Origin of the sequence: Endozoicomonas sp. G2_2 (genome assembly GCF_017744135.1) — a bacterium.
GTDB lineage: Bacteria > Pseudomonadota > Gammaproteobacteria > Nevskiales > Salinisphaeraceae > Salinisphaera.
This window is the reverse complement of record NZ_JAGHQU010000004.1, coordinates 212,989-229,346: the sequence shown is the minus strand read 5'-3', so window position 1 is coordinate 229,346 and position 16,358 is coordinate 212,989. Positions and strand designations below refer to the sequence as shown.

At 62.6% G+C, this 16,358-nt stretch carries 11 protein-coding genes; 3 read left to right on the top strand and 8 right to left on the bottom strand.

Annotated elements, in window-relative coordinates; translation table 11 throughout:
* Nucleotides 1-143: 143 nt before the first annotated feature.
* Nucleotides 144-3,725, top strand: coding sequence for an Ig-like domain-containing protein (locus tag J7355_RS06780; protein WP_209061133.1), 3,582 nt, complete (start codon nucleotides 144-146; stop codon nucleotides 3,723-3,725).
* 87 nt (nucleotides 3,726-3,812) lie between these two features.
* Nucleotides 3,813-4,745, top strand: coding sequence for an OmpW family protein (locus tag J7355_RS06775; RefSeq protein ID WP_209061132.1), 933 nt, complete (start codon nucleotides 3,813-3,815; stop codon nucleotides 4,743-4,745).
* Between the two features lie 140 nt (nucleotides 4,746-4,885).
* On the opposite strand, the gene J7355_RS06770 is transcribed toward J7355_RS06775, so the two are convergent.
* From J7355_RS06770 to J7355_RS06740, 7 genes are read right to left on the bottom strand one after another with little or no spacing between them, the layout of a single operon-like run.
* Nucleotides 4,886-5,437 carry a PqiC family protein gene (locus J7355_RS06770; protein WP_209061129.1) on the bottom strand — a complete coding sequence of 184 codons (552 nt, stop codon included), beginning with the start codon at nucleotides 5,435-5,437 and terminating at the stop codon, nucleotides 4,886-4,888.
* The gene (locus tag J7355_RS06765) at nucleotides 5,434-6,417 is read right to left on the bottom strand and encodes an MlaD family protein (RefSeq protein ID WP_209061127.1); all 984 of its coding nucleotides are present in this window, start codon (nucleotides 6,415-6,417) and stop codon (nucleotides 5,434-5,436) included. The genes J7355_RS06770 and J7355_RS06765 overlap by 4 nt, the downstream gene beginning before the upstream one ends.
* Nucleotides 6,418-7,251, bottom strand: a complete 834-nt coding sequence (locus tag J7355_RS06760; RefSeq protein ID WP_209061126.1) for an ATP-binding cassette domain-containing protein — start codon at nucleotides 7,249-7,251, stop codon at nucleotides 6,418-6,420.
* Nucleotides 7,252-7,253: 2 nt separating this feature from the next.
* The gene (locus J7355_RS18015) at nucleotides 7,254-8,393 is read right to left on the bottom strand and encodes an ABC transporter permease (RefSeq protein WP_209061124.1); all 1,140 of its coding nucleotides are present in this window, start codon (nucleotides 8,391-8,393) and stop codon (nucleotides 7,254-7,256) included.
* Nucleotides 8,394-8,424: 31 nt separating this feature from the next.
* Nucleotides 8,425-9,990, bottom strand: coding sequence for an efflux transporter outer membrane subunit (locus tag J7355_RS06750; protein WP_209061122.1), 1,566 nt, complete (start codon nucleotides 9,988-9,990; stop codon nucleotides 8,425-8,427).
* The gene (locus J7355_RS06745; RefSeq protein WP_209061120.1) at nucleotides 9,983-13,174 is read right to left on the bottom strand and encodes a multidrug efflux RND transporter permease subunit; all 3,192 of its coding nucleotides are present in this window, start codon (nucleotides 13,172-13,174) and stop codon (nucleotides 9,983-9,985) included. The genes J7355_RS06750 and J7355_RS06745 overlap by 8 nt, the downstream gene beginning before the upstream one ends.
* Nucleotides 13,175-13,176: 2 nt before the next feature.
* Nucleotides 13,177-14,628 carry an efflux RND transporter periplasmic adaptor subunit gene (locus J7355_RS06740; protein WP_209061118.1) on the bottom strand — a complete coding sequence of 484 codons (1,452 nt, stop codon included), beginning with the start codon at nucleotides 14,626-14,628 and terminating at the stop codon, nucleotides 13,177-13,179.
* 126 nt (nucleotides 14,629-14,754) lie between these two features.
* Here J7355_RS06740 and J7355_RS06735 point away from each other — a divergent pair, with 126 nt between their 5' ends.
* A complete protein-coding gene (locus J7355_RS06735; protein ID WP_209061117.1) occupies nucleotides 14,755-15,444 on the top strand; it encodes a TetR family transcriptional regulator in 690 nt (229 codons plus the stop codon).
* A gap of 13 nt (nucleotides 15,445-15,457) precedes the next feature.
* Here J7355_RS06735 and J7355_RS06730 read toward each other — a convergent pair whose 3' ends face one another.
* A complete protein-coding gene (locus tag J7355_RS06730; RefSeq protein WP_209061115.1) occupies nucleotides 15,458-16,321 on the bottom strand; it encodes an ElyC/SanA/YdcF family protein in 864 nt (287 codons plus the stop codon).
* Nucleotides 16,322-16,358: the final 37 nt, after the last annotated feature.

The following is a 16,358-nucleotide window of genomic DNA, read 5'->3' as shown; positions in this document are numbered from 1 at the left end:
ATCTAGTTTATTGTCGCTTTCGGGGTATTCTAAAAAGAACGCGTGTCGCAATTGACACGCCACACAGCAAGGGAGACAAAGCCGTGCTATCGATGCATTCCCGTCGGATGCGTTGTGCCGATTCTGCTCAGAATTCGGACACCATGACGCTCGCCCGCGCCTACACCGCGCGCCATCCGCGCTCCGGCCGCCTCGCGGTCGCAGCACTTCTCATCGCGGCAGCGGCCGTTCTGCCCGCCTGTTCCAGCGGCGGCGGCGGCGACAATGGTGAGCCGAACCCGCGTGACGAAGTCACCGCAAGCGGACTGAACTTTACCTACCCGTTCAACGGCCAGCAGGATGTCGTACTCGATACCCAGATGGTCGTGAACTTCGATGGCGAAGTCTCCGGCCGCACCGAAAACGCGCTGGAACTACAAATCGATGGTGAGACTGCGCAGCCGCAGATCGCGGTCGAGCAGGATGAAGATCAGCCGAATATCCTGCGTTTGACCTACACAGGCGACCTGCAGCCGGCTCAGACCTATTCGGTCGTTGCTACGCGCAGCCTTTCCGGCGGCAACACCGCGTTCGCCGACGGCGACACATTGTTCCAGTTCACCACGCGTCCTGCCGAAGGGCGCCCGGCCGACAGCGACAACCTCGAGGTTGTGAGCACGACCCCGGGCGACACCAATCCGGTCACTGATCGTACGTCGATTGTCACGACGTTCAGTACGTTCCGCGTCATTCTGAACGAACCGGTCGACCCGGCAACCGTGGATGCCGAGAGCTTCACCGTCACCGGCGACAACGGTCCTGTGGAAGGCCGTATTACTGCGCTGGGTCGTTATCTGGTATTCGACCCGATCGACGATCTGGAAGCCGGCAACTACACGATCACGGTCGCCCCCTCCGTCACGTCGCAGTTCGGCAAGACCCTGACCAGCGCCTATACGGCAACGCGTAGCGTTATCGATCCGGGGGAGCTGATCAAGGCCAACCTTGAGCTCACCCCTTCGGAGGATAACGTCGGCGATCTGCCAGCCAACAGCCTTAACGGTCTGGCGATCAACAACGTCAACATCGACTCCCAGCTGATCGGCTCTAACGACCAGCCGGCAAGCGCTTCTCCCCAGCGTAATACCGTTCAGACCGAGCTTCCGAAATCCGGCGCGCAGGGCTTCGGCGATGTCATCCCGGCCACCATCCGCGCCGGCCAGAAGATTCAGCTGACCGGACTTCGTCTGTTTTTGAACGGCGATGTGGAAACCTCGATTAACCCGAGTGGCCCGATCGATGTCAACTTCATCAGCGACGTCGACGTGACCCTCATGTCGAACGACTACCGCAATATCGAAGCGCCCACGGCTGTTCGTCTGCGTTTCGACCTCGGCATTGGCACGCTCATCACGGAAGCTGCCGGCACGCCTGAAAACATCAGGCAGTCGCTCGCCAACGGTGTCTTCAACCAGAGCGCGCTGAACATCCAAGCGGCCGGTCTGGCGACCCCCATGCCGAATGGCGATCTCAAGATTGCCACCCTGGGTACTTTTCCAATCAACGTAAACCGTACCGACAATGCAACCGTGGATCTCGAACTCACGTTGTTGCTGCCCAACGAGGCCTTCGAACAGCAGGATAAATTGGTGGCCGATACGATCGCCCCGATCGTGACAGCCCAGTCGCCCAGCGCCTGTCTGTATGCGTTCGGCTCACCGGGTTATACGGGTTTCTACACGCCCACGCAGACGAATCCCGCGCCCGCGAATCCCACGTCCTTCCCGGAAGCCTTCTGCCAAGCAACCTTGACTGGTAATCCGCCACCCAACGGTGGTCTGGGTGTCTCGGTCAACAGCTTTCCGATCGACTCGAGTCCCGCGATTACGTTCAGCGAGCCGCTGAATCCGGCTACAGTGACTGCCGACAGCATCGAACTACAGGATGAAAATGGCGAGCGCGTCGCGGCCACCTACCGAGTGGAAGGCTTCAGCGTGGTCATCGATCCCGCAGACCTGCTCACACCGGACAGCCAATACCGGCTCGTCATCAACCAGATTGAGGAGAGTCGGCCCAAGGACCTGGCCGGTAACCCGGTGAGTTTCGAAAACACGCTCGGCCCCGGTCAGACGATTGCCTTCACTACCGAACCGCAGGTGTTGACCGACTCGACACCGCCACTGCTGGGCACGCTTTCACCCGGCGTTCCTTGCGCACTGGAAGGCGGCAACTTCCAGACGCAGGCAGACGGCGCAACTGCCGGGCATTGCGTCGGCGACGATCCGGCCGACGGTTCCGAATCGACCAACTTCCCGGTATTCGAAAATCCAGCCAATGTCGCGATCGACGGTTTCTTCTCGAAGTTCGTCAGAACCGACTCGATCGTTCTTGCCGACGGTTGTCTGGCTGGCAATGGCCCGCCGGCGGGTAACAGCGCTACGGCAACCATGGCCGTTCAGCGCATGAACGGCACGCAGTGCGAAGGGGTGGTTCCCGGCGAACTGGCGTTTGGCAATAGCACCGGCAGCAGCGGCGATCTGGGCGGCAACGGCATTTATACCCGCTCGTTCTCGTTCCGGCCGAGTTCGCCCTTCGAAGAGGGCACGCGTTACTGGATCGTGATCTGCGGTACCGACGGTACGGTATGTACCGGTGTCAACCAGATTCAGGATGCGGACGGCGCGGCGCTGAATACCGATCCGTTGAACGGCACCGGTTCTACGACCGCATCAGCTCTGACACCTGCCGCCGGCGGCCCGAGCATCGTGATGCCGTTCGATGCCGTGGCCCCGACCCAGAAATACTACGCGAACCAGTTCACCCTGCCGGAAGCCGATACCAACGGTAACGGCCAGTTTGACGATGGAGAGAATGCACAACCGGGCAACCGGAGCATCGTTACCATCCTTGGCTCGGACTACAACTCCTACCTGTCCCTGACCCGGCCGATCATCATCGGCGACTCTCAGGACAGCTGCCAGGAGGAGCTAAGCAACTTCGCGACCGGCACGCTCTCAGTCGAAACTGATGCGTGCATTCAGGTGGAGTTGTTGCCGGGTGGCATCAATTCGCTGACCAGCGTCAATATCGGTGTCAGCGCCCTGACCAATCCGCTCACCGAAGTGTTGGATGGTGCTAGCGAAGCGCTTGGCGGCGACACAGCCAACTTGGCTGACCTAGGCTTACTGGGTAGCACGCTGGGTTCGCTCGGCAATCTCGCCGACACAATCCTGACCGGCGGGCAAGGCACCGGCACGATAGGCGATGCACTCGCAGGCGTTGGCAGTATCGTCGATGGCATTCTGGCTCAAGCCGGCCTCGACGGCCTGCTGGAGCCCGTACAAACGGGACGCATTCTGCTTCGATTCCCGAACGATTCCGGCGAGGATGTTGCAGACGGCGTCGCACAGACTGGGTATATCGTCGAAAAATGCCGCGGTTCTATCGCTGGCCTGCCTTACGACTTCGAACCCTGCTTCGTCGCGTCGTTGTCGTTGGTCGCGAATGCCCCCGACGGCCAAGGCGCAAGCGTCGATCAACAGTCGTTCCCGGCGAATATCGTCGGCCCTGTAACGTTCGAGCAGAACGGCCGTCTCGTGATCTCGCTGAAGAACACGAACACGATCGAACTCGAAGCCACCGCGCTGGGGTTGCTGCCGGTTACAGCCACGATTGATCCGGGCAACCTGAACTTCCAGCTGGCAGGTTCACCCACCCACGGCGGCCGGGAATTCCCGGATCGCTAACCGCTAGCGCTCGATGATCGATCCCGGCCGCGGGGAGCGGCCGGGATCCTGACTCTCTACAAGACAAACGAGACAAGGAGAAGGGAGATGATTCAGGACAACATGTCCGTACGTCGTGCGCTGGGGAAGCGAGCGGCCGTTGCGATTCTGGGCTGCGCCAGCCTGCTTGCCGCGGGCAGTGCCCTCGCTCAAGGCCAGATGCGCGACGACGATTCGTCCGATACCGTCGAGGACAAGGGCAGCCTGCTGCACCAGGTCTTTGAATATACGAAGAACAACAGCTATTTCCGTGTCGGCGTACTGCACTTCCAGTACTACGGCACCAGCTCACGACTCAAGGTCGAAAACGCCCAGGGCCTGGCAGCCCAGGGCTTCGGGTCCGGTGAAAGCCGCCTGGACCACACGGGCTCGTCCACCGGCAACCTCACCACGCTCGGCGGCACCTTCGGTATGTATATTCCGAAGACCGGCAAGCATCTGGCCATGGAAGTCACACTCGCGCCGCCGCTCAAGCTGGACTTCGAAGTCAGCAAGAATGCGATCGACGAATCGCTCGCGCCCGAAACGAATGGCGGCCTGCAAACAGGGATTCCACCGCTGGGTCAGTCCATCGGTACCCTCAAGGCGCTGCCGCCCAACCTGACCATCGTCTACCGGCCGTGGGTGGACACGATGTTCCAGCCCTATATCGGCGCCGGCGCGATGTATCTCTACACCTATGACACCGACGTGAACAACGAAGTGCTCAACGCCTATGGCAACGAGCCGACGCTGAACCTGACCAAGCCGGTCGCCTGTGTGGGCCAGCTCGGCATGGACATGAAGCTGACCGAGAAGATGTTCCTGACGGCCGATGTGAAGTACGTCGGTTGTGCCGAGGTGGAAGCCAAGGTGAACAATATCGTGGTCAACGCGCCCAATCTTAGCCCGACGGTCGGGCCGATCAATGTGGGTACCGTAAGCTCCACGAACGACTTCAAGGCCGTGCTCTATCAGCTGTCGTTCGGCATGCATTTCTAACGCTGGCCTAGCCTGTAGCGAGGCCATAAAGAAAAAGGCCGCCCAGTTGGGCGGCCTTTTTTGTGTGCGCTCCTGCCGAATAACGCGACTATCGAGTTTCTCGACTCAACGCAGATGGGCGATCCGCGACGCCCGCCGTATCAGCCCGCCTTGGCGACAATTTCGAATGCAAGTTCCCGGACCGCATCCGACATAGCCTGACCAATCGCCGCCGCATCGCGTGGCCTGGCCGGCAATGCCTGCTGGATCACGGTGTTATCGCGAGCGACCACGGTTTCGGATTTCGATTGGGTGACCTTCCAGCGCGCAGCAAGCACCACCTGCCCGGACGGCTGTGGCTCGAAGGCATCGACCACGACATCCACTTCGTAGTCGCGCCCCCGATTGCCAACGAGTTTTTCGTCGATGGTCTGCTGCAGCAGCCGTGTCATAGCCACCGGCAACCGCTCCGCCCATTTTGCATTCGGCATACGCGTAAGCACGTACTCATCGGTACGCAGCTGAATATCATAGTTGTCCAGATATTCCGGTACACGTACCCGGCGCACCTGCCAACTGCTCGCCTGACTGTTCGCGCGGGCGGTCTGCGGCGGTGATAGCAAAACCTGTTGTAACGGCGGTACACCACTACAGGCCGCAGTGGTCGCCACGAACAGCGCAGTCACACCGCCACGCACTAGTCTTGTCATCATCGCTGGCCTCCACCGAAGAGCAAAGCGTTGGGATCACGTTCGAGTGTTTCGGCAAATCGCCGCATGGAGGACGCACCGGCCGACAGATCCCGGATCGCGCTTTCCACGTCCTGGCGCGTACCCGAATTGGGGTCGGTCAGATCCTCCAGATTCTCCGAGAGCTGTTGCAGATTGGCGCTGGTCGCTTCGGCATTGTCGAGCAGCCGCGTGAGCTGTTCGTCACGCGATTCGATCTGCGTATTCACGTTATCGGTAAGTGCACGCACGCTTTCCAGCGTCTTTTCGAACTGGCGACTGTTCATGTACACGGCATCACGCGCGGCCGCGATCGCTTCGCGCGTGGTCGTCGTGGTCTTTTCGAGATTCGGGCCCATGCGGTTGAGCAACTGATCCATGTCGTTGGCCAGAGTGACCACCGATTCCATGGTCTCGTTCACCGTTTCGAGCGTTTCCTTCCACGGCAGCCCGGTCACCGTATCCTTCAGCTGCTCGATCTCGGAGGGTACCGCCGGGATTTCCGTCAACTCCATGTCGTCGCGGTTGGCAACAAACCGCGGCTTCGTATCGGGTTGAAAATCCAGGTTCACGGCCAATTGCGAGGTCACGTAACTCCAGACGACGAGTTGCGCGCGCAGGCCGCGACGCACCAACTCCTCGGTGGTCACGTCCGAGCTCGTCGGCGAGCCGTTCATCATGACCGTGTTGTTGCCGGCCATCTCGATCGTGACGCCGATACGCGCCTTGCCCACGTTCGGATCGAGCCGCAGCTGCACGTTCTTGACCGTGCCGACCTGCACGCCGCGAAACAGCACTTTCGAACCATTGCTCAGACCGAGCACGGACTGGTCGAAGAAGATGATCGCCTGACGGCTGTTGGACAGCAGACGATTGCCGCCGAGGGCGAGCACGCCCACGACGACCAGCGCGATCGCGCCGAACATGAACAGCCCGATTACGGTGTAGCTGCGATTGCTTGCCATCTAGAGAACCTCTGATCTGGCCGGAGACTCCGGACCGTCGCCCTCGGCACGCGTGCTGGCGTCCACCGACTGGCGATTGAGAAAGGCGCGCACACGCGCGTGTTCCGCGTCGGCCGCCAGTGCGCGCGGATCGCCGTGGGCGATCGCGCGGCGGCTTTCATTGTCGAGATAGATACTGTCGTCGGCAATCGTGAAGATGCTCGGCAGCTCGTGGGTCACGGCGATCACGCTCAGCTGCAGCGCGTCGCGCAGATTCATGATCAGCGAATCCAGCCGCTGCGACGTGATCGGGTCGAGGCCCGCGCTGGGCTCGTCGAGGAACAGATAGTCCGGGTCCAACGCGATCGCACGGGCCAGGCCGGCCCGCTTCTGCATGCCGCCGGACAGTTCGCTCGGCATGCGCGACTCCTGGCCGGCCAATCCTACCAGCGCGAGCTTGAACGCTACCTGGTCGCGGATTTCCGCAGCGCTCAGGCGTGTATGCAGCTGTAGCGGCAGACCCACGTTTTCGCCGACCGTCATCGAACTCCAGAGTGCAGTGCTCTGGAACAGCACACCGATACGTCGTTGCAACGCCCGGCGCTCGGCGACGTTTTCGGTCCAGAGCCGCTGGCCGTCGAAGGTGATGTCGCCCTGCGCCGCCTGTTCGAGATCGATCATGTGCCGCAGCAACGTACTCTTGCCGCAGCCCGACACGCCCATGATCACGAAGATGCTTGCCGGGCGCACATGAAACGACAGTTCATGCTGAACGACCGTCGAGCCGTACGCCAGCGTGAGGTCGCGCACGACCACACCGGAATCCGGCGGGCGCGTTCGATCCAGAACCGCCATCGCTAGACCCCCAACGCGTTGGTACACAAGGCAAAGATGGCGTCGATCACGATGATCCCGATGATCGACACCACAACGGTACGCGTGGCGGCGCGGCCCACCTCGGCCGCGTTGCGTCCCGCGCGCATGCCCAGATAACAGCTGGCGAGCGCGATGAGAATGCCGAAGCAGACCGCCTTCACGAAACCGATCACGAAGTGGCGCGCGGCGACGGCGTCCTGCAGACGGCCGAGAAAACTCGCCGGCGAGGTATCCAGCACCAGATCGGCGACGATCATGCCGCCGCCGATGCCGAGCGCGGCGGCGTAGAGAAACAGCAGCGGCATCATCAGGGTAAGCGCTGTGAGCCGCGGCAATACCAGAAACTCGAAGGGCGAGACGCCGATCATGCGTAGCGCATCGATTTCCTCGTTGGCCTCCATGGTCGCCAGATGCGCCGCGAACGTCGCCCCGATACGCCCGGCCATGATGAACGCTGTCATGATCGCCGCCATCTCGCGCGCCACCGCGATCCCGACGAGATCAGCCAGATAAAGGCCCGCCCCGAACGCCGCGAGCTGTACCGCGCCGACGAAACCGAGCACGGCGCCGATCAGCAGATTCACAACCGTGACCACCGGCAACGAAGACGCGCCCGTCTCGCGCAGCAGCGCCATGAAGTCCACCCACCGGGCCTGCGCTTTGCCGACGCTGAGCCGCGGCGTGGCCACGAAGGCGTTCCCGACCATCTCGGCGGCCCGCGTGAACGCTTCCATACGGTTGCGCCCCACCGCGCCCAGCCGCGTGAGCCAGTGCGCACGACTGCCCGGCGCCGCGTCCGCCGCGGGTGGGCGCGCAAGCGCGACCAGAGACGACACGCTTGCCGGCAAGCCGGTGAACGCCACCGCAATCTCGCGGCTGCGCAACCCCTGACTCACGGCATAGACGAGCGCGGCCACGCGCGGGTGCGCGCTCTCCAGATCGTGCCCCTCGATGGTTATAGGCGCTTCACTGTCCCCACGCGCGGCGACCAGCTCGGCGACCAGACGCTGCGACGTCGGCAATCGCGACGCGCCTCCCCAGTCGCCGCCCAGCACGAGAGCCGCGGCGCCGTTCCGGGATTCGATACGATAGAGTTGGCTGTGCGACGCGCTTTGCGGCACGGATGCTCGCGAGATCTCGAAGCGGATACCGCTATTCTGACACGGGCTGCGCGGCCGGTTCTTCCGACGCCTCCCGCGGCGTGTCTTCGTCGCTGCGGTACACGTCTCGGGCGGCTTCGAGTTCATCGTTCAGCGAGTCGCTGTTTTCTGTCCAGCCACCGCCGAGCGCCTTGAACAGATTCGCGGTCGCGGTGAAGCGATCCCGGATTGCCTCCGCCAGGTCGAGCTGACTGTTGAACAGCTGACGCTGCGCGTCAAGCACCTCGAAATAGGCGGTACGGCCCACGTCATAACGCACGTTGGCGAGTTCCAGCGTCTCGCGGTAGGCATCGACCTGTCGCTGCACCGACTCCAGCCGACGATCCGTGAGGTTCACCGCCACCAGCGCATCGCGCACTTCCGAAAATGCCTGGCGCACCGTCTGCCGATACATGATCTCGGCCGCATCCTTCTGCGCGATCGCGGTGTCGTAGTTGGCCTGTCGCCGCCCGAAATCGAAGATCGGCGCGGTGATCGCACCGGAAATGCTCTGCGTTTCGGAGTACGGCTCGAACAGATCGTCCACATCGAGCGCTTCGGTACCGATCATCGCCGTGAGATCGAAGGTCGGAAAGAACCGCGCCTTGGCGACCCCGATGCTGGCGTTGGCCGCGATCAGGGACGCCTCCGCGGCTCGGATGTCCGGCCGGCGCTCGACCAGCAACGAGGGCATGACGACCGGCAGGTCTTCTGGCAGGTGCACGTCCTCGAACGAACCCGGTTCCACGTTCGATCCGGCCATTATCTCGCGCGGCGTATGGCCGGTAAGCACGGCGAGCGACGAGCGCAGCTCGCTGGCCTGCTGCTGCAACGGCGGCAGCTGCGCCTGCGCGGTCTCCAGCAGGGAGCGCGTTTGCAGCAGCGTCAGCTTGTCGATCGCACCGTACTTGTAGCGCTGCTGATCCAGTTCCAGGCCCTTCTGGCGGGTCTTGATCGTCTCTTGGGTGACCCGGATCTGGCGCTCGAGCGCGCGCAGGGACATGTAGTTGGTGACCACGTCGCTGACCACGCCGAGGCGGATCGAGTCCTGCGTATAGGCTGACGATAGCAGCTGGGCGCGCGCCTGTTCACTGGCACGGCGCAGCCCTCCGAACACATCGAGCTCGTAGCTGAGAGTGGCCGCGACCGAGAAGTAGTTGTAGCGCTGCCCGGCCGCCTGGGTCGAACCCGAGCCCGACGATGGGCCGCCGCCTGCACCGCCACTGCCACCGCTGCTCGCGCCCAGATAGCTGGTCTTCTGGCGCGCCGCCTGCGCCTGGCCCTGGATCGACGGAAACAGGTTGGCGTTGGCCAGGCCCAGCTGAGCACGTGCCTCGCGGAAACGCGCGGCCTGCAGGGCCACGTCGAGGTTGTCGTCCAGCGCGTCGTCAATCAGTTCGTTGAGAACCGGATCGCGATAGCGCGTCCACCAGTAGGCCATGGCGTCCTGCTGGGTCTTGCTCAGCAGCGTGGCATCGAGCGCCGAGTCCGGCAGATCCATCGTCGGGCGCTCGTAGTCCGGGCCAAGCGTACACGCCGACAGTCCGGCCACCGCGAGCAGCAGAATGGCCTTACGCATTGTCATGTCCCTCGTTGTTGGCGTTGCTCGCAATCCTGCCGTTGTCTTCATCTTTTTTCTTACGCCCAATCACGCTGGACACCTTCGCGCTGCCACGTTCCACAAGGTCGTAGAACATCGGCACGAACAGAATCGCAAAGAACGTCGCGGCAAGCATGCCGCCTATCACCGCCGTACCGATCGCGTTACGGCTATTCGCCGATGCGCCGGAAGCGATGGCCAGCGGCACACAGCCGAGGATGAACGCCAGCGACGTCATCACGATCGGCCGGAAGCGCAACTTGGCTGCTTCGTAGGCCGCAGCCGCGGGCGATTTGCCTTGATCGCGGCTGATTACGGCGAACTCCACGATTAGAATCGCGTTCTTCGCCGCCAGACCGATGAGCACCAGCAGACCGACGGAGAAATACAGGTTATTGTCGATGCCTCGCAGCCACACCGCCACGAACGCGCCGAGCGCCGCGAACGGCACCGCGGTAATCACCGCCAGCGGCAAGGTCCACTTTTCGTACTGCGCGGCGAGAATCAGGAACACCATCACCATGCCGAACAGCACCGCAATGCCACCCGAGCCGGCGGCGGTTTCTTCCTGATAGGCGGTGCCGGTAAAGCTGAACTGGTAATTCTCGCCACCCAGCACGTCGGAAACTACCGACTGGATCACCGCATTCGCCTGCCCAGAACTGTAACCGGGGGCCGGCGAACCCAGGATCTTGGCCGACGGGAAGATATTGAACCGCTCGACCACGTCCGCGGCCAGGCGGCGCTCCGTACTCACCAGCGAACTGACCGGAATCATGTCGCCCGTGGTAGTGGAACGCACGAACACCTTGGCAAGATCCTCCGGCTTCTCGCGATACGGCGCGTCCGACTGGATATTGACCTGCCAGTTACGCCCCAGATAGGTGAACTGATTGACATAGAGCGAGCCGAACGTCGCCTGCAGGGTCGCGAACAGCTGATCGATCGGCACGCCCAGCGTCTTGGCTTTCTCGCGATCGACATCGAGCTTGTAGCGCGGCACGTTCGTGGTGAGCGTTGTACGCACCTGCAATAGCTCGGGCCGCTTGTTGGCCTCGGCCACCACGCGTCCGGCCGCCTCGCGGATATCATTGAAGCTCGCGCCCGCACGGCTTTGTAGATAGCCCTCGAAGCCGCCGGTCGTGGACAGGCCGATGATCGGCGGCGGATTGAAGGCAATGATCTGCGCATCGGGGATGCCGGCGCCCAACCCGAACGTCTGGCCGACGAGTGAAAATGAATCCTGGCCGTCACCGGTGCGCTCGCCCCAATCCTCGAGCGTCAGGAAGGCAATACCTGAATAGGTCCGGCGCGCGCTGGCAAGGAAGTCGTAGCCGGCAACGCCAACAATATCGGCGACGCCCGGCATGGCCTCAAGGCTTTGGTCTATGAGATCGTCGCGCACGTCTTCGGTGCGTTGGAGCGACGCGCCCGGCGGCAGAGTATAGGTCGCGAAAATATAGCCCTGGTCTTCCTGCGGCAGCAGACCACCCGGCACTTGGGTCGAGACGAGCCAGGTCGATACCAGCACGCCGACGAACAGAAGCACGCCGAACACGACACGCTTGAGCAACAGGTCGACACCCCAGAGATAGGCCCCCGTCGCCTTGTCGAACATCGCATTGAACTTGCGGAAGAACCAGTTCGGTTTCTTTTCGCGCGGCTTGAGAAAGGCCGCGCACAAGGCCGGCGTGAGCGTGAGTGCCACCAGGCCAGAAATCGCCACCGAAACCGCGATCGTGATCGCGAACTGTCGGTACATCTGGCCGGACAGCCCGCCAAGGAAACCGACCGGAATGAACACGGCAGAAAGCACCAGCACGACTGCGATCACCGGGCCGCTGACTTCCTCCATGGCCTTGATCGCGGCCTGCTTGGGCGACTTGCCCTCCTCTTCCATAATGCGTTCGACGTTCTCGATCACGATGATCGCGTCGTCGACCACGATACCGATCGCGAGAATCAAGCCGAACAGCGTCAGCAAGTTGATCGAGAATCCGAGTGCGAACATGCCCGCGAAGGTGCCGATGATCGACACCGGTATCGCCAGCAATGGAATCAGCGTCGCGCGCCAGTTCTGCAGGAACAGGAACACCACCAGCACGACGAGGATGATCGCCTCGATGAAGGTGTGTTCCACGTCCGTGATGGAGGCATCGACGAACTTAGTGGTATCGAACGGAATCTCGTATTCCAGCCCGTCGGGCAGGTTCGCGCCGAGCTCTTCCATGCGTGCGCGGATGCGCTCCACGGTGGCCAGCGAGTTCGCGCCCGGCGCGAGGTAGATCGCAAACGGAACCGCCGGATTACCCGAGAACGAGCCGCTGGTGCTGTAGCTCTGCGCCCCGAGCTCGACACGCGACACATCCCCCAGACGCAGCACCTGGCCGTTTTCCTCGGTGCGCAGGATGATGTCCTCGAACTGCTCGGCGTTGGAGAAGCGACCCTCGGTGCTTGCCGTATAGGTGAACGCGATCTCGTTGGCATTGGGCATGGCGCCGAAGCTGCCGGCCGCGAACTGCGAGTTCTGCTCGGCAAGCGCGGACTGCACGTCGGCCGGCGTGAGCTCATAGCGCGCCATCTTGCTCGGGTCGAGCCAGATGCGCATGGAATAATCCTGCGAACCGAACAGGCTCGCATCGCCCACACCTTCGACACGCTTGAGCGCGTCGATGATGTTCACCAGCGCATAGTTGCTGATATAGGTGGTGTCGTAGCTCTGATCCGGCGAGAACAGCGTGAGCACGGTGAGAATGTTGCTCGAGCGCTTGTCGACCTGAACGCCGGTATTGCGCACCGTCTGCGGCAGCTGAGACAGCGCCGCCTGCACGCGGTTGTTGACGTTGATCGTGTTCTGGTCCGGATCGGTACCGATCGCGAAGGTCACGGAGATTTGCAGCGTCCCGGCGTCGGAGGCCGTCGAGGTCATGTAGAGCATGTCCTGGACGCCGTTGATCTCCTGCTCGATCGGCGCTGCCACCGTTTCGGCAATATCCTCCGCGCTGGCGCCCGGATAGGTCGCCTGCACGACGACCTCCGGCGGCACCACGTCCGGATACTGCGAGATCGGCAAGCCGCGCATGGCCATCAGGCCCGCGAGCGTGATCACAATCGACAGAACGGTCGCGAATACCGGCCGTTCGATGAAGAAACGCGAGATCATGGTTAGCTGCCTCGGCCGACGTTGGCGGCATACGCATTATCGGCGGCGTGATACCCGTGCGCGCTGGTGCGCAGACGCGGCTGCTGCATTGTCTGTAGCGGCTCACGCGGGCTCAGCCGAAGCCGTAGCGAGGGGTTTTCGATGCCGGCCAAGGCATCGCTTGCGGCGTCGTCATCATCCGAGGACGCCGACTCGCCCGTCGTCTGCGTGCCCGACTCGCCCTGTCCACTCTGCTTCTGGCCGGGGCTCTCGCCCTGGCCTTTCGGCTGGCTCTGGTTCGAACCCGCGCCATTGGACGCATTCTCAGGTTCGGCCTTGACCGATGCGCCCGGCTTGACCTGACCGAGGCCGGATACGATTACCTGCTCGCCGCCCGACAGACCGGATTCGACGAGCCGGCCTTCCTCAACCACAGGCCCCAGCTCCACCGACACCGGTTTCGCCTTACCGTCTTCGACGATGAACACCTGTGTTTGCTGCTCGCCGTCCGAAACCGCGATGTTCGGCACCACGATTGCGTTGTTGCGCGTATCCAGACGGATGCGTGCCCGCACGTACCGGCCCGGCATCAGCGCGTTGTTGGTGTTCTTGACCACCGCTCGCAGCTGGACGGTGCCGGTTTCCGGATTGATGGTGCTCTGGGTGAAGTCCACGACCCCCTTGACCGGAAACTCGCTGCCGTCGGGCAGGATAATCGTCGCTTCGCGCGTACGCTCGTCGGTGCTTCGGTTGCCCATGGCCGCAAGCGCGGTGCGACGCGCGATCGCATCGTCTTCGGGCAGCGCGAACAGAATCTGCACCGGGTCGAGCTGGGTGATCGTCGTGAGCTGCGTGCCGCTGCTCACCAACGCGCCCTCATCCACATCGCGCAGGCTGGTCACGCCCGTCAGCGGCGCTTCGACCTTGGTGTAGCCGAGATCGATCTGCGCAGCGTCCAGGTTGGCCTGAGCCTGCTGCACCATGGCGCGCGACGTTTCCAGCTGCGACAGGGAATCGTCCCGCTCGGCTTCACTCACGGCATCGACTTCGTAGAGACGACGCACGCGATTCCATGTCCGCTGCGCCTGATTCAGGCTGGCCTTGGCGCTGGCCAGCTCGGCCTTGCGCTGGTTGACCACGGCCTGGAATGGCTTGGGATCGATGGTGAAGAGCATGTCGCCCTTTTCGACGATCTCGCCTTCGTTATAGAAGCGCCGTTCGAGAATGCCCTCGACGCGCGCGCGAACTTCGACCGTCCGCCGGCCGCGCACGCGGCCCGGATATTCCGACATCACATCCACGGTGTGCGGAATCACCGTCTTCACATCCACCGGCACGGGCGGCTGCTGCTGTTGTTGCTGGCCCTGCGGGCTCTCACCGCCGCAGGCCGCGAGCGCCACGGTCAAAGCGAGCATCCATGAAGCGCGCAGACCGAACGAGCCGCCACGAGCCGGCGCTGAATACGAGTGACGCATAGAGGTCTTCCCTAGGAAACCGAAAAACCAGGTGAGCATGGTGTTAATCATACATACATTCGAGTATGTATGTAAGTGACAATTTGCGCTATTATGAAATCATTAGCATGGCCGAGTGAAGACGGGATGGCACGCCGAACCAAGGATGAATCCGCACAGACGCGCGAACGCATTCTCGATGCCGCGGAAATCGAGATGCAGGCACGCGGCGTATCGCAGACATCGCTCGATCGCATCGCCAAGCGAGCGCAAGTCACGCGTGGCGCCATCTACTGGCATTTCGCCGACAAGCGCGCCCTGCTCGAAGCCATGGTGTCGCGTACCCACCTCCCCTTGCGCGATCTGTGCCAGTGTCTGAGTCAGCATATCCCCGGCAGCGAACCGCTTCGGCTGCTGCGCGAAATGATGCGCCACGGTCTGGAGCGGCTGGGTAACGATGCCCAGCACCGCACCGTCTGCCATATCGTGATGCATCGTTGTGAAGTTACGGAACACGGCCACCCGGCCGATGCGCTGATGCGCGCGATGTTCGAGGATGCGCGTGCCGTGCTGCTTTCATTGTGCAACGAAATCGCCGAGCTCGGCCAGCTTCGCGACGGACTCGATGCGCGAGACGCCACCCATATGATCATGGCGTTCATGTGCGGCAATTATGAATGTGTGCTGCGCCATCCGGAAACCTACGACGCCGAGCGCGACTGGAGGCCCCTCATCGACGCCTTACTCCGCGGGATTTTCGACACGTCCAGCCTGCCCGACGGGCAGCTAACACCCCGAGCGCGAGAAGCGGTCTGTCGCAGCACCGGCGGATTGTGATCGGCATTACGTGCTAACGCGTCTCTGGCGGCGCGTTCGAGGCATCCGCGTTCGGCAGCGCGGCGGTGGGTTCGTCGGCGCTCGATTCTTGCGCCGCGCGCAGTGGCGGTACCGTGCTCTGTTGTTCGTCGAGCGGCGCGCGAAAGAGGGGCCCCATCAATTGCTGCCGCACCAGAAATTCGAACGGCGCCACCGGCTCGATCTCGATCGGGCGTTCCGGGCCGAGAAACCGTGGACGCTTGGAAAGCAGGAACAGGTCGACCACGGCCTTGAATCGTGCGAGATATTCCCGTGCTTCTGCCCGAAGCGGCTGACGCCGGTCTTCCTGCGGACGGGTATAGGCCACCGCCCGCACCCCGTTGTAATGCGCGATGAACAGCGCCCGATAGTCGTGATAGCGCTGAGAGATCACCACGAAACTCTCGAGACCGAAGATCCGGCGCGCGCGCACGATCGAGTCGAGCGTACGGAAGCCGGCAAAATCGAGCGTCAGCGCCGCATCCGGCACGCCCAGCCGCCGGAGGGCCTGATACATCTTGCGCGGCTCGTTATAGGTCTTGTCCGGATTGGCACCGGACACCAGCAGATGACGAACGCGTCCCGCCGCGTAGAGCTCGGCGGCGGCCATCATGCGATGCGTGAACAGCAGGTTCTGGTTGCCGTAGCGGGTATAGGGGCTCGTACCGAGCACCACCCCGACGTCGTGCACGCCGAGACGCGCCATGTCGTCGATGATGAGGTTGCGCGTCGCGGTGACCACCCACGCATTCGCGGCCAGCAGGACGAGCAGCACAGCACCGCAGGCAGTCAGCGCGAAGCGCGCGATGCGGTTGACCGTCGCGCCGTGCGATATCAGGGATCGAATCAAGGCGGGCATGGAATCGCTACCGGCGTACCGCGGTACGCAGAATATC